This window comes from Thioalkalivibrio sp. ALRh, assembly GCF_000381425.1.
Taxonomy (GTDB): domain Bacteria; phylum Pseudomonadota; class Gammaproteobacteria; order Ectothiorhodospirales; family Ectothiorhodospiraceae; genus Thioalkalivibrio.
The window spans coordinates 19,536-32,513 of record NZ_KB906525.1; the positions used below are offsets into that span (position 1 = coordinate 19,536).

Annotated in this window: 14 protein-coding genes; 4 read left to right on the forward strand and 10 right to left on the reverse strand. The window is 67.0% G+C overall.

Going from position 1 to position 12,978, the window contains the following annotated elements; genetic code table 11:
* Nucleotides 1-3: 3 nt before the first annotated feature.
* Nucleotides 4-1,377 carry an NAD(P)/FAD-dependent oxidoreductase gene (locus tag F791_RS0111925; protein ID WP_019592690.1) on the reverse strand — a complete coding sequence of 458 codons (1,374 nt, stop codon included), beginning with the start codon at nt 1,375-1,377 and terminating at the stop codon, nt 4-6.
* Between the two features lie 230 nt (nt 1,378-1,607).
* Here F791_RS0111925 and F791_RS0111930 point away from each other — a divergent pair, with 230 nt between their 5' ends.
* Nucleotides 1,608-2,423: a DUF3429 domain-containing protein gene (locus F791_RS0111930; RefSeq protein ID WP_018174141.1), complete on the forward strand. Its 816-nt coding sequence runs from the start codon at nt 1,608-1,610 to the stop codon at nt 2,421-2,423.
* Between the two features lie 30 nt (nt 2,424-2,453).
* A complete protein-coding gene (gene folE / locus F791_RS0111935) occupies nt 2,454-3,107 on the forward strand; it encodes a GTP cyclohydrolase I FolE (RefSeq protein ID WP_018138378.1) in 654 nt (217 codons plus the stop codon).
* 45 nt (nt 3,108-3,152) lie between these two features.
* Here the strand turns inward: folE and F791_RS0111940 are convergent, their stop codons facing one another.
* Nucleotides 3,153-4,895, reverse strand: a complete 1,743-nt coding sequence (locus tag F791_RS0111940; protein ID WP_018138379.1) for a uracil-xanthine permease family protein — start codon at nt 4,893-4,895, stop codon at nt 3,153-3,155.
* A 325-nt stretch (nt 4,896-5,220) separates the two neighbouring features.
* Here F791_RS0111940 and F791_RS0111945 point away from each other — a divergent pair, with 325 nt between their 5' ends.
* Entirely contained in the window at nt 5,221-5,829 is a 609-nt protein-coding gene (locus tag F791_RS0111945; RefSeq protein ID WP_018994020.1) for a class I SAM-dependent methyltransferase, read from the forward strand.
* 92 nt (nt 5,830-5,921) lie between these two features.
* Nucleotides 5,922-6,134, forward strand: a complete 213-nt coding sequence (locus F791_RS0111950) for a YjfB family protein (RefSeq protein WP_019592692.1) — start codon at nt 5,922-5,924, stop codon at nt 6,132-6,134.
* A gap of 108 nt (nt 6,135-6,242) precedes the next feature.
* Here the strand turns inward: F791_RS0111950 and F791_RS0111955 are convergent, their stop codons facing one another.
* The 8 genes from F791_RS0111955 to mtnB all read right to left on the reverse strand — a co-directional run bounded on the left by F791_RS0111955 (nt 6,243) and on the right by mtnB (nt 12,964).
* Nucleotides 6,243-6,935 carry an electron transport complex subunit E gene (locus F791_RS0111955; protein WP_018174137.1) on the reverse strand — a complete coding sequence of 231 codons (693 nt, stop codon included), beginning with the start codon at nt 6,933-6,935 and terminating at the stop codon, nt 6,243-6,245.
* Nucleotides 6,932-7,609 carry an electron transport complex subunit RsxG gene (gene rsxG / locus F791_RS0111960; protein ID WP_019592693.1) on the reverse strand — a complete coding sequence of 226 codons (678 nt, stop codon included), beginning with the start codon at nt 7,607-7,609 and terminating at the stop codon, nt 6,932-6,934. The genes F791_RS0111955 and rsxG overlap by 4 nt, the downstream gene beginning before the upstream one ends.
* Nucleotides 7,602-8,663 carry an electron transport complex subunit RsxD gene (gene rsxD / locus F791_RS0111965; protein ID WP_018994018.1) on the reverse strand — a complete coding sequence of 354 codons (1,062 nt, stop codon included), beginning with the start codon at nt 8,661-8,663 and terminating at the stop codon, nt 7,602-7,604. The genes rsxG and rsxD overlap by 8 nt, the downstream gene beginning before the upstream one ends.
* Entirely contained in the window at nt 8,663-10,288 is a 1,626-nt protein-coding gene (gene rsxC / locus F791_RS0111970; protein ID WP_018174134.1) for an electron transport complex subunit RsxC, read from the reverse strand. Before rsxC ends, rsxD begins: the two co-directional genes overlap by 1 nt.
* Nucleotides 10,289-10,320: 32 nt before the next feature.
* Complete coding sequence (rsxB, locus tag F791_RS0111975) at nt 10,321-10,905, reverse strand: electron transport complex subunit RsxB (protein WP_018138385.1); 585 nt, start codon at nt 10,903-10,905, stop codon at nt 10,321-10,323.
* The gene (rsxA, locus tag F791_RS0111980; protein ID WP_017925285.1) at nt 10,902-11,480 is read right to left on the reverse strand and encodes an electron transport complex subunit RsxA; all 579 of its coding nucleotides are present in this window, start codon (nt 11,478-11,480) and stop codon (nt 10,902-10,904) included. The genes rsxB and rsxA overlap by 4 nt, the downstream gene beginning before the upstream one ends.
* A 171-nt stretch (nt 11,481-11,651) precedes the next feature.
* Nucleotides 11,652-12,347 (reverse strand): hypothetical protein, encoded by a 696-nt coding sequence (locus F791_RS0111985; RefSeq protein ID WP_019592694.1) that lies wholly within the window; start codon nt 12,345-12,347, stop codon nt 11,652-11,654.
* Entirely contained in the window at nt 12,344-12,964 is a 621-nt protein-coding gene (gene mtnB, locus F791_RS0111990; RefSeq protein ID WP_019592695.1) for a methylthioribulose 1-phosphate dehydratase, read from the reverse strand. The genes F791_RS0111985 and mtnB overlap by 4 nt, the downstream gene beginning before the upstream one ends.
* Between the last annotated feature and the right edge of the window lie 14 nt (nt 12,965-12,978).

Here is a 12,978-nt window from a genome sequence, read left to right on the forward strand (position 1 = left end):
GCCTCAGGCATCCTCGGGGCGCGCAGCCGGTGCCGCGGTCGGCGTCGCGCCACCGCCGTTGACCGGCTCCGAATCCACCGCCACCGGCGCGGGTGTAGCACTCGGCGTGGAGTCCCAAGGGGGCGCGATGCCCATCGCCTCGCCGATCGCGACGGCGGAGCGCAGCCCGTCCTCGTGGAAGCCGTCGCCCATCCAGGCCCCGGCGAAATGGAGTCCGTCCTGGCCCTGGCGGTCCATCAGGCGCTGGCGCGCGATCTCGGCGGGGGCATCCATTACGGGATGTTCCCAAAGGTGCTCGCCAAGCACTGCGGTGGGGTGGGGCTCGCGCCAGGGGTTCAAGCTGATCACGTAGTCGCGCCGACGCTCCAGGTTGTGCAGGCGGTTCATCCAGTAGGAGACCGAAACCCGTTCACCAGGCTGCGTGGTGCGTCCGCTCAGGTAGTTCCACGAGGACCAGACGCGGCGTGAGCGGGGCATCAGGGTGGCGTCGGTATGCACGATGGCGCGGTTTTCCTGGAAGCGGCAGTCCGCCAGCAGGCCGTCGAGCGCGGGCATGGTTCGCCCCAGGAGGCGGCGGGCGTCGTTCGCATGACAGGCGAACACGACTTGATCGAATCCCTCGGAGCGCTCCGCGGTCAGCACACGCCACTGGCCGCCTTCGGGGATCACGGCGCGGACGGCCTCGTGGATGACGCTACGTGGCTCGAGCCGCGCGGCGAGGCGCTGCACATATTCGCGGCTGCCACCGCGCACGGTGCGCCACTGCGGGCGGTCGCGCAGGTCCAGCAGCCCGTGGTTGCGAAAGAACCGCAGGAAACTCGCGGACGGGAACTCGCGGATGGACTCCGGCGGCGCGGACCAGATCGCGGCGGCCATCGGCAACAGGTAGTCCTCGATGAACCCCTGGCCAAAGCGGTGCCGCGACAGAAAATGGCCCAAGGTGCCCTGCGGGGTCTCGCCGCGCTCGAACAGTCGGTGGCCCAGGCGGTTGAAGCGCAGGATGTCGGCACTCATGCGCAGAAAGCGCGGGCTGAGCAGGTTGCGCCGCTGCGCGAACAGGGTGTTCAGGTCGCTGCCGGCGTATTCCACGCCGTGGGGATGCCGGGAACAGGAGAACGACATTTCAGTCGGCTGGGTCGGCACGCTCAGGTCGCGAAAAAGGCGCGTCAGCAGCGGGTAGTTGCGCTCGTTGTACACCACGAAGCCGGTATCGAGGTGCGTGGGGCCCTCCGGGTCGGATACCTCGATGGTGTGGGCGTGACCACCCAGTTTGGGCGTCGCCTCGAACAGGCGCACCTGGTGGCGCGACTGCAGGATCCAGCCGCTGGCCAGCCCGGCGATGCCGCCACCGATGACGGCGATGCGAGAGGTGCTCATGATGACGGTTCCGATTCCATCAAAGGGTGATGTACATCTTATACAATACCTGTACAATGCCTGCAAATGGTCGTCGTCCAGAATACGGCGCACAGTGAGCCCCGCACAGCCCGGGGCGCGGAGGGTGCAGCGATGCGTAGGGGTAGTCGGTTGCTTGTGGTGATAGAGCTGTTGTGGGCAGGCCTGACGTCCGAGGACCGGCGTTTACGCGCCGCGATTGAGGCCGCGTTATGAACGACACCGCCCAGGCCATGAGCGGCTGGCCTGCCGAGGTGCGCCAGGCACTGGTCGAGCACGAGGTCGTCGCGATCACCTCCGGGCTGTCCGATGTGCGCGATGCTGTGGCCCTGCTGGATGCAATGCTGCCCGGTCGCTGGGTGCGCCTGGAGTGGGGCATGGGCTCTGCTCACAACCGCGAGCAGTTTCATGCCCTGCAGCAGGCGACCGGGGCCGATGTATTGCCCTATTTCGTTGCGCGGGACGGTGCAATCGGGGGGCTCCCCGAATTGCGTGAGTACCTCGGTGCGCGGGCTGTCGCGGCCGGGGCTAACAGAGGTCCGCGTGACGTCGCGGAACGGGCAGGGCAGACGCAACAGTCCCAGGAAGCCTCGGCACCGATGCTTCAGGTGCTGGGATACGGAGGTCTGATCCCCTTTGTGGTCCTGGGCTTCGGGGCCTGGATGGCCCAGCCGGAATGGCAGGTTTTCGCGCTGGAGGCCCTGGCGTTTTATGGTGCTGTCATCCTGTCGTTTCTCGGAGCGATCCACTGGGGGCTTTACCTGGCGGATCGTGAGCACCGGGTGGGCCCGCTGTCGGCACCCGTGTGGGCGGTGGTCCCGGCGATCCTCGCCTGGCTGGCGTTGTTGCAACCGCTGCCCGAGGCGCTGATGACCCTGGCCGCGCTGTTTTTGGGGGCGCTGTGGGTGGACCGGTTGAGCCTGCGTGGGCGGCCGTTGCCGCGCGGGTACCTGGGACTGCGCATGGCGCTGACTGCGGGGGCTATCGTTTCGCTGGCCTCCGGGCTGGCCGTTATCATGGTGCGCTGACGCGCCCGCACGCCCCTAGGAATGCCGAAGATGGCACAGAACAAGGACCTATCGATGCAAGCAGATGCCCGTACCGCGGACGAACCCGTGACCAGCGCAGCCGATGGGCGGCCGCTGCCGGCCCCCGAGGCCCTGGCCCGTCATTATCGCGAGATCCTCGCCGGCCTGAATGAAGACCCGAACCGCGAGGGTTTGCTGGATACGCCGATGCGGGCGGCCAAGGCGATGCAGTACCTGACCCGGGGCTATCACCAGGACCTCGACACGATCGTCAACGGCGCGCTGTTCAGCTCCGACAACGACGAGATGGTGCTGCTGCGCGATATCGAGCTGTACTCGCTGTGCGAGCACCACCTGCTGCCGATTATCGGCAAGGTGCATGTCGCCTACCTGCCGAATGGCAAGGTGATCGGCCTCTCCAAGATCGCGCGGATTGTCGATATGTTCGCCGCGCGCCTGCAGATCCAGGAAAACATGACGCGGCAGATCGCCGAGGCCCTGAAGCAGGTCACCAATGCCAAGGGCGTGGGCGTGGTCGTGGACGCCAAGCACATGTGCATGACCATGCGCGGGGTGGAGAAGCAGCACTCCTCGATGGCGACGTCGGTGATGCTGGGTGCCTTCCGCGAAGATGCGCGTACCCGTCGCGAGTTCCTCAACCTGATCCACGGCTCCCGCGACTGAACCGCTGGCGGCGGGGCCCTGAACCGGCGAACCGGCGTCGAGTGACTACATCGGGCGCAGCGGGATACTGAACGAGATGTAGTTGACCCCGGCCATGCGCAGGTGTCGCACGTCCTGCGCGAGGCTATTCAGCAGGTACAGCCCCAGTTCGCGCAGGGACTGCTCGTCGTTGTGACCCCATTGCCGGGCCTTGCGCAGCGAGGCCTCGTCGACTTCGGCCGCCGCACTGCGGTCGATCATCTCCACCGCGAGGTGTTCGCCCTCGCGTTCCAGACGGACATCCACCGGGCGGCTGCGCCCCGGCTCGCTGGCGGCCTGTTCGGACAGGTGCATGAACACCTCTTCCAAGGCCACCTGCAGCTTGACGGACTGCTTCTCCGGCAGACTCAGGCTCTCGCCGAACTCCCGCGCCATGGCCTGGATCTGCGGCAGGGATTCGGCCTCGGGCGCGAAGGTGCTGCGGCGTCGTGGGCGCGGGCGCAGGTTGAAGATCAGGCTGATGGCGACCGCGACGGTGCCGCCGGTGGTCACGCTGTTGTTCATGAACGGCCCCAGCGCGTCCGGGATCAAGTGATGGAAGAACAACTGGTTCTGGAACAGGAAGCCGGTGGAGAACGCCACGCCGATGATCAGCCCGCTCTGGTAGCTCAGGCCGTCCTGTGCGCACAGGCGAATGCCGGCCACGAACAGCAGCGCCAGAAGGATCAGCAGGAAGGCTCCGAAGACCGGGCCAGGGAGCGAGATCATCACCATGTTGAGTTTGGGGATGAGTGCGACCAGGGCGAGGAAGCCGGCGAAGTAGTAGCCGACGCGCCGCGCAGCCATGCCGGTCAGCTCGATCGAGGACACGCCGATCCCGTAGGTGGTGTTCGGCAGCGTACCCAGGCCGCCGGCGATCATGTTGCCGACCCCGTCCGCATAAAGGCCGCCGCGCACGCGGTCGTAATCAACCTTGCGCGGGGTCCGGTGGGAGTTGCGTTGCGCGACCATGGTGTCGCCCACTGACTCGACCGATCCGACCAGGGTGACGATGATGAAGGTCAGAAGTAGTGTGAACCAGGCGGTCGAGAACTCGAAGTTGAAGCCCGGCCATTCCAGTGGCGGCAGACCCAGCCAGGCGGCGTCCGCGACCCTGGAAAAGTCCGTGATGTTGAATGCAACCGCCACCGCGACGCCAACCCCGAGCCCGATGATGGGTGCCCAAAGGCGCAGCATGCGACCGCCGAAGATCGCCAGCAGGATGGTGAAGCCGAGCGTAAACAGGGCGACGACCAGGGCGCGCCAGGTGCCCTCGTACTCGCCTTCTCCATGCATCATGTCGGCCGTGGACGGGATCACGGTCAGCACCAGCAGCATGATCACGACCCCGCTGACGGTCGGCGTTATGATGCGCCGGAACAGACCCAGGTAGCGGGCGAACAGTAACTGTGCGGGTGCGGACAGGATGGCCAGCGTCGCGACCAGCGCCATGCCGCCGACCATGGCCGCCTCGATGCCGACGGCCAGATACGCGGTCGAGGTGCCCATGAAGATCAGGTAGCCCGAACCGACCGGCCCGACGCGACGAACCTGGACCAGCGTGGCGAGCGCACTGCCGATGAGTGCGGCAAAGACGGTCCACTGGGTGGCGGCCAGGTCGAGGCCGATGGTGCGCGCCAGAATCAGGGGCGCGAGGATAATGGTCGGGGCGACCAGGATCAGACTCTGAAGGGCGCTGAGCGCGCATTTCCCGACCGGCGGATGGTCATCCACCTCGTAGAGAATCTTCGATTGCGAGGGTTCGGTCATTGCATCACCGCGTGGGGAGCACGAAAGCGCCGAATCGTATCAGGGTAAGGGGGGAGTGACCGCGCAGGCGTGAGTCAGGCGTTGGCCCGCGCCGACCCCGGTCGTGGGCCCGGACAAAAAAATGGCCCGGTGGGAGTCCGGGCCGAACGTTCAGACAACCGTGTGATGGAGTCTTCTAGTCTGAACGGCGGAACTGCGGCGGCCGTTGCCAGGCGCCGATTTTTCCGCTCTTGCCTCGGTGGACAGGGGTGTTGCCCACAGGTTCCTTCCGGATTCGGGCATCACGCGAACGCGTTCACACTTTGCGGCGCGTAGAATGGTTTCCATGCGCGGAGTGGAACAGATTCCCTGGCTTTATGACGCTCTGATGGGGCTGGCGGACGCGCTTGGTTTCCGTGGCTGGCGCCGGCGTCTCGTCGTGAGGGCACGGGGTCGCGTCCTCGAGCTGGGCTGCGGCACGGGCCGCAATCTTCCTCTGTATTCCGACCCGACGCAGCTCGTCGCGCTCGATCCAGATCTGGCGGCCCTGCATCGGGCGCGCGATCGCGCGCCCGGGGCGCTTTTTGTGGTCGCCCGGGCCGAGGCATTGCCATTTGCCGATGGACAGTTCGACACGGTCGTCTCGGGGCTGGTGTTCTGTTCGGTTCAGGACCCGGAGCGGGGGCTGGGGGAGATCCTCCGTGTGCTGGGCGCCGAGGGCCAGTTACGCATGCTCGAGCACGTGCGGCACCGGCGCCCGAGCCTGGCCTGGGTACAGGATCGCGTACAGCCGACCTGGACCTGTGTGACCGGGGGCTGCCACCCGAACCGTGATACCGAGGCCGCGGTGGAGCGCGCCGGGTTCGCGATCGAGGCAGAGGATCGCGAGTCGCGCGGGGTCATGCGGCGCTTCGTGGCCCATCCAAAAAAATTCGAGGCGAACTCTAAAGTCTGAGCATGCGTGGTCGTCACCCCGGGAGAGCCAGGTCCGAGTTGGTGTTAATTACACCCGGCGGGCTGGCTCTACATTCGAATCAGGAGTGAACGATGGATGCCAGTGCGATTGCCAGCCAGGCCACGCAGATGAGCCAGCAGAATATCGCAGCGCAAAAGGATGTGGCGGTGCAGAAGAAGGCCATGGAATCGGAAGAGATGGCGGCACAGGGCCTGTTGCAGGCCATGCCGAACATCAGCGAGATGCAGGCGACCTCCCAGGGCCTGCCCGACCACGTGGGCAATAGCGTCGACACGACCGCCTGATTGCCCATACGGTCACTCAGGGGAACACTGATCAGTGGTTCCCTTTACGCCCCGCCGGAGCGCCCCGGTGGGGCGTTTTCGTTGATGGGGCCTGTACGGTCCGTCTGATCAGGTGGTCTCGGAAGCCTCGGCGCGGGATTCGTCGGCAGCGGGCTCCGGCTCGGTCGCCGTGTGCTGGTCGATCCAGTTCTTGGCGGCGATCAGCAGGCCCATGGCCATGAATGCGCCAGGCGGCAGCAGGGCCAGCAGGAAGCCGTGCTCGGACGGGAAGATCTGGATGGTCATCGCGTGGCCCCACTCGCCGAACAGCAGGTGGGCGTTGTCCATCAGCGTGCCCTGGCCCAGGACCTCGCGCAGTGCGCCCAGCGCAATCAGTACGCCGGTAAAGCCCAGCCCCATCATCAGCCCGTCCAGCGCGGCGCGCGGGACCGAGTTGCGCGAGGCGAATGCCTCGGCGCGGCCGATGATCGCGCAGTTGGTGACAATCAGCGGGATGAAGATGCCGAGGATCAGGAACAGGCCGTGGAACCAGGCGTTCATCGCCAGCTCGATCGCGGTCACGATGGAGGCGATGATCAGCACGTAGACCGGGATGCGGATCTCCGGGCGGGCGTGGCGGCGGATCATCGAGACCAGCACGTTCGACAGCAGCAGCGTCAGGGTGGTCGCGATGCCCAGGCCGATGGCGTTGACCATCGTCCCGGAGATCGCCAGCAGCGGGCACAGGCCGAGCAGCTGGACCAGGCCCGGGTTGTTGTTCCACAGGCCGTCGCGAATGATGTCGGTCAGGGTCGGGTTCATCGGTCGTCCTGTTCCGTGAGCGGCTCGACCACCGCGCCTTCCTCTTCCTTCGGCGCGGTCGAGAGCAGGTCGTCGCGGTAGTCGTCGAAGTATTCCAGTGTGCGGCGGACGGCGCGAACCACCGCACGCGGGGTAATGGTGGCGCCGGTGAACTGGTCGAACACGCCGCCATCGCGGCGCACCGCCCACTCGCCAGGCTCGGGGTCGCCCAGGGAGCGGCCTTCGAAGCCATGGATCCAGTCGGAGCGCTCGGCCTCGATGGCATCGCCCAGTCCCGGCGTCTCGCGATGGCTGGAGACGCGCACGCCGAGCAGTTCACCGTCGCGGTCGACGCCGATCAGCAGATGGATGTTGCCGCTGTAGCCGTCGCGCGCGACCGCCGAGAACACGATGCCCATGACATTGTCGTCTGCGTCGCGGGCGAACCACGCCGGCAGGTTGTCGCCTCCCAGACGCTCGTCGCTCAGGGCCATCGTGTCGTGCACCGGGTCATTGGCGTAATCAAGATCGCCGGTGAGCTCCGCGATGCGGTTGCGGTTGACCTCCATGCGGTTGTCCGCGATGCGCGCCTCGGTGCCTTCCTGCACCAGCGCGACCAGCCCGGCGCCGGCCGCCGCAAAGCCGGCCAGCAGGACGGTGGCGATCAGGATGTCGCGCGGTTTCAGGTTAAGCATGACCGTCGCCTGGCGGTGGCCCGCCCCGGCTGCGCCCGAAGACTCGGGGTCGCGTCAGGTGGTCGAGCGTCGGGGCGACCATGTTCATCAGCAGCACGGCAAAGGCGACCGCGTCCGGGTAGCCGCCCCAGGTCCGGATCACGAAGATCAGCACGCCGATCCCGGCCCCGTAGAGGATGCGGCCGAGCGGGGTGGTGGAAGCGGAGACCGGATCGGTGGCGATGAAGAACGCGCCGATGATGACCGCCCCGGAGAACACGTGGAAGGCGGGCGAGGCGAACGAGTCCGGGTCCAGCAGCCAGAAGAAGCCGGCCGGGATGGCCACGCCCAGGATGACCGCCACCGGGATGTGCCAGTGGATGATACGGCGGAACAGCAGGTACAGCCCGCCGAGCAGGAAGAAGTTGCCGACCCATTCCCAGCCCGTCTCGGTGAAGGTGCCGAACAGCGGGCTGGCGGTGATCTCGCCCACGGTTCGCCCGGAGACCAGCCCCTCACGCATCGCATCGAGTGGTGTCGCGCGCGTGACCGCGTCCCACGCCTGGGCGCCGGGGAGGCTGCCGGTCAGGACGGTCTGCAGGGTCTGCAGCAGGCTCAGCGGGGATTCCGGCAGCGTGCTGGGGGCCGGCCAGAGCGCCATTTCGCGCGGGAACGAGACCAGCACGACGACATAGCCGACCATCGCGGGGTTGAACGGGTTGTAGCCCAGCCCGCCGTACAGGTGTTTGGCGACGATGATCGCGAACGCGATCCCGATCAGCGTGACCCAGAACGGCGCCAGTGGCGGGATCGCCAGCGCGAACAGCCAGCCGGTAACGATCGCGGAGTTGTCCGCCAGCGTGGCCATGACGGGCCGCTTGCGCGCGGCGACCATCGCCGCCTCGAAGGCCACCGCGAACAGCACGCCCAGCAGCACGTTGACCAGCACGCCCCAGCCGAAGAACCAGGTCATGGCCAGGGTGCCGGGCACCAGCGCCATCAGCACCTGCTGCATCACGCCGCCCACGGAGTGCGCCGGGATCACATGGGGGGAGGATTGCGTACGAAAGCGCATCAGCGGCCGTCCCCGTCCCGGGTGTTGTCTGTCGTGGAGGTTGCCTCGCCGGTCGTCTCCGAGCCGGACGCCTGATCGCTGTCCTTCGCGGGCTCTTCCGCGCGGGCGGCCTTTTTCTTCTGGGCGCGTTCCAGTGCCGCCTGGATCGCGGCCTGCTTGTCGCCGTCACTTTCCTTGTTCTTGAGCGCGGCCTTCTTTTTCGCCAGGCGTTCGGCCTTCTCGCGCTCCTCGCGCTCGATGCGTTCCTGGCGGAACTCGTAGCGCTCGCGCGCGATGTCCGACTTCTGGCGCTCCTTCTCCCGCGCCCAGATCTCGTTCTTGGCATAGCGGTAGTACTGCACCAGCGGGATGTTGCTGGGGCAGACATAGGCGCAGCAGCCGCATTCGATGCAGTCGAACAGCCCGTAGTCCTGGATCGCGTCGAAGTCCTTCGCCTTTGCCTGCCAGTACAGCTGTTGCGGTAGCAGCTGGGCCGGGCAGACGGCCGCGCACTCGGCGCAGCGGATGCAGGGCATGACCGGGCCGGGCGCGGGCGTGTCCTGGGGGCGCGTGGCGAGCAGGCAGTTGGTGGCCTTGATCACTGGCATGGAGTCGTCGTGGACCGCGAAACCCATCATCGGGCCGCCCATCACCAGCCGGTCGACGCCTTCGGCATAGCCTCCGGCCGCCTCGATCACGTCGGCGAACGGGGTGCCGAGCAGGGCCTCCACGTTGCGCGGGTGTTTCACGCCGGGGCCGGTGACCGTGACGATGCGGGACAGCAGCGGGCGGCCCTGGATCACCGTGTCGCAGATCGCCTTGAAGGTGCCTGGATTGTGGCAGACCATCCCGAGATCCGCAGGCAGGCCGCCGCTCGGGACCTCCTGGCCGGTCAGTACCTTGATCAGCTGGCGCTCGCCCCCGGTGGGATAGATCGAGGGGACCGATACCAGCTCGATCAGATCGCGCAGCTCGGGGGGCAGGGTCTCGGTCAGCGAGCGCATCGCCTCCGGCATATTGTCCTCGACCGCGAACAGCACCCGCTCCACGCCCAGCAGGCGGGCGGTAATGCGAATCCCTTCGAACACCGCCTCGGGGGCGGTGCGCAGCAGCATGTCGTCGGCGCTGATGTAGGGCTCGCACTCTGCCCCGTTGACGATCAGTGTGTGGATGCGCTGGCCGGCGCGCGGGTTCAGCTTGACCGCTGTGGGGAAGGCCGCGCCGCCCAGCCCGACGATCCCCCCGGCGCGCAGGCGCTGGCGCAGCGCGCGCAGGTCGCGGGTATCCCAGTCCAGCCAGGGTTCCATGCGGGCCTCGCCCCAGTCGTCGCGCCCATCGGGCTCGATTACCACGCAGGGGGCATTGAGGCCCGAGGGGTGGGGTACGGGGTAGAGGTCGATATCGACCACCTCGCCGGAGGTGGGTGCATGCACGTGCGCCGCGATGTAGCCCTTGGACTGGCCGATGCGCTGGCCCTTGGTCACGTGGTCGCCGACCTGGACGCAGGCTTCGGTCGCCTCGCCGATATGCTGGCCAAGCGGTACGGTCAGTTTCGCGGGCACGCCCATCACCAGCACCGGATTGGCGGTACTGGCGTCGGTCTCGTCGGCCAGTTTCAGGCCTCCATGGAAGCGGTGCAGCTGCATCGGCGTATTCTAACGTTTCGCGGGTGCGGGGCTTAGTGCCCGCTGCGCGAGACGTCCGCAATCGCGTAAATGGGCCGCTCGATGGGCGAGGGTTCCGGCTCCGCCCAGCGCCACTCGGTGATATCGGTCTGGACCGGCACCATGTCGATGCAGTCGACTGGACAGGGTTCGATGCACAGTTCGCAGCCGGTGCATTCCTCCTCGATCACGGTATGCATCTGCTTGGCTGCGCCCAGGATGGCGTCCACCGGGCAGGCCTGGATGCACAGGGTGCAGCCGATGCAGATGTTTTCGTCGATCACCGCGACGGCCTTTTCCTGTTCCTCTTCTTCCAGCGGGGTCGGCTCGCGGTCCAGCAGGTCCGCCAGCGCCTGGACCGTGGCCTGGCCACCGGGCGGGCAGCGGTTGATGTCGGCCTCGCCTGCAGCGATCGCCTCGGCATAGGGGCGGCAGCCGGGGTAGGAGCACTGGCCGCACTGGGTCTGTGGCAGCAGGGCGTCGATCTGGTCGACGACGGGATCCGCCTCGACGCGAAAGCGCTGTGCGGCAAAGCCGAGGATCAGTCCGAACGCGGCGGCCAGACCGCCGATCGCGAGGATGGCGTAGACGACACTCACAGCCGCACCAGCCCGGAGAAGCCCATGAACGCCAGCGACATCAGGCCCGCGGTGACCATGGCGACCGCGCTGCCGCGAAAGACCACGGGCACATCGGCCACCGCGATGCGTTCACGAATGGCGGAGAACAGGATCAGCACCAGGGAGAAGCCGACCGCGGCGCCGAAGCCGTAGAGCGCGGATTCGACGAAGTTGTGTGCCTCCTGGACGTTCAGCAGGGCCACGCCCAGCACCGCGCAGTTGGTCGTGATCAGCGGCAGGAAGATGCCCAGCACGTTGTAGAGCAGCGGGCTGGTCTTGCGCACCACCAGCTCGGTGAACTGGACCACGGCGGCGATCACGAGGATGAACGCGATGGTGCGCAGGTACTCGAGCCCCAGTGGGGTCAGCAGGTATTCGTTGATCACGTAGGAACTGACCGCGGACAACGTCAGCACGAAGGTCGTGGCCAGGCCCATGCCGGTGGCCGTCTCGACCTTGCGCGAGACCCCCATGAACGGGCACAGGCCCAGAAACTTCACCAGTACGAAGTTGTTCACGAGGATCGTACTGATGAGGATCAGGACGTATTCCACGTTAATTCCGAGTCGTCAGGTCAACAAAATAGTATCAGGGACTGCTTATCCCGACTCAACCCTTCCGGGGCGCTGGTTTTGCGTGGGAGCGGGCCTGCCCGCGAAGCCCCTGCAATAGCCGGACCTTGGCGGGCGGCATTCGCGGACAGGCTTGCCCCTGCAGGATAGAGTCTAGTCGCCTGCCGGGATGAGCGATTCCAGGCTGCGCAGTGGGTGTTGGTCGGTAGCCGCCGGGTCGGTGAACGGGCGGGCGGTCTGCAGCCAGGCCTGGTGTGCGGCATCCAGCTCCTCGCCGCGCACCGACAGCAGCATGATCGCCTCCGGCGCGATGCCGATCTCGTCGGCCAGACGGCGGTAGCTGCCGGCATCGCGGCGACCGCCGATGCGGGTGTCGAACAGCCCGGTCAGACGCTGCTCCACCTCCGGATACGGGCCGTGACGCAGCCAGTCGCGCTGGACCGGGGCCGGGCTCGCACCAAAGCTGTACATGGCCACGCCGGCATCGTCCAGCGCCATCAGGGCGCGGGCCGTGTCGTCCGACAGCTCAGGGCGCAGCATCGAGGCCTCCAGGGCGTCGGCCCAGATCAGCCCCTGTAGCTGGCGCAGGGGCGTGATGTCCTGTCCGCCGCGAATCCAGGCGCGGATCTGCGCGAGCAGCCCGTCGACGTCCAGCTCGCGGCCGGAATAGGCGAGGATATCCGCGAGCACGCGTTGCACCGCGGTACTCTCCGCGTGGCGCTCGAGAAAGCCCGGCAAGGCCTCCAGGGAATAGGGCTCAAGTGTGTCGCGCAGCACGCCGGGTGGTGCCAGGACCCCTTCAAACGCGAGGATCAGGGCCTGGGGCGCGGGATTCGGTGACATGTTCATCGGCTCATCTGGTGTGCAAGCGTCTCGCACTGGAACATGAATTCGAAGGCCTCGACCCGGTGCAGCGCCAGTTCCACGCTCGCGCCCCAGGTATAGAGGCCATGGCCGCCGATCAGGAACCCGGCGAGGTTCGGCTCGCGGCTCATGGCGGCGTCGACCCGCGCGGCCAGTTGCTGTACGTCGGGGTCGTTCGCGAACACGGGCAGGTCCAGGCCCCGGGCGGGATTTTTCACGCCGGGCAGTTCGCGCAGGACCTCGTAGTCGCGCAGGGCAAGCGTGCCGGGGAACTGGCGCGACAGTACGGTCGCATGTACGGAATGCGTGTGCAGCACGGCGCCCAGCTGGGCATCGTGGCGGTACATGATGATGTGCAGGAAGGTCTCCGGGGCCGGCTCTTCGCTGCCGGCGACCACGTGGCCGTCGAGATCGACCACCAGAAAGTCGTGGCGGTCGAGAAAGCTCTTCTCGCGATTGGGCGCGGTGACGGCGATATGCCGGTCGTCCAGGCGCGCGGAGAAGTGGCCGGTGCGCGCGGGCAGCCAGCCGCGCGCCGAGAGATCGCGGCCTGCTTCGGCCAGCAGGCGTACCTGCGCCAGGAATTCGGGGCTTTGGTCCATGCGTCCGGGTATCG

Excerpts from the sequence above, each read along its gene's own strand:
- F791_RS0111985 (WP_019592694.1), bottom strand. The coding sequence starts at position 12,347 with ATGAACATGTCACCGAATCCCGCGCCCCAGGCCCTGATCCTCGCGTTT.
- mtnB (WP_019592695.1), bottom strand. The coding sequence starts at position 12,964 with ATGGACCAAAGCCCCGAATTCCTGGCGCAGGTACGCCTGCTGGCCGAA.
- F791_RS0111945 (WP_018994020.1), top strand. The coding sequence starts at position 5,221 with ATGCGCGGAGTGGAACAGATTCCCTGGCTTTATGACGCTCTGATGGGG.
- F791_RS0111950 (WP_019592692.1), top strand. The coding sequence starts at position 5,922 with ATGGATGCCAGTGCGATTGCCAGCCAGGCCACGCAGATGAGCCAGCAG.
- F791_RS0111940 (WP_018138379.1), bottom strand. The coding sequence starts at position 4,895 with ATGACCGAACCCTCGCAATCGAAGATTCTCTACGAGGTGGATGACCAT.
- F791_RS0111955 (WP_018174137.1), bottom strand. The coding sequence starts at position 6,935 with ATGAACCCGACCCTGACCGACATCATTCGCGACGGCCTGTGGAACAAC.
- rsxD (WP_018994018.1), bottom strand. The coding sequence starts at position 8,663 with ATGCGCTTTCGTACGCAATCCTCCCCCCATGTGATCCCGGCGCACTCC.
- F791_RS0111925 (WP_019592690.1), bottom strand. The coding sequence starts at position 1,377 with ATGAGCACCTCTCGCATCGCCGTCATCGGTGGCGGCATCGCCGGGCTG.
- rsxC (WP_018174134.1), bottom strand. The coding sequence starts at position 10,288 with ATGCAGCTGCACCGCTTCCATGGAGGCCTGAAACTGGCCGACGAGACC.
- rsxG (WP_019592693.1), bottom strand. The coding sequence starts at position 7,609 with ATGCTTAACCTGAAACCGCGCGACATCCTGATCGCCACCGTCCTGCTG.
- F791_RS0111930 (WP_018174141.1), top strand. The coding sequence starts at position 1,608 with ATGAACGACACCGCCCAGGCCATGAGCGGCTGGCCTGCCGAGGTGCGC.
- folE (WP_018138378.1), top strand. The coding sequence starts at position 2,454 with ATGGCACAGAACAAGGACCTATCGATGCAAGCAGATGCCCGTACCGCG.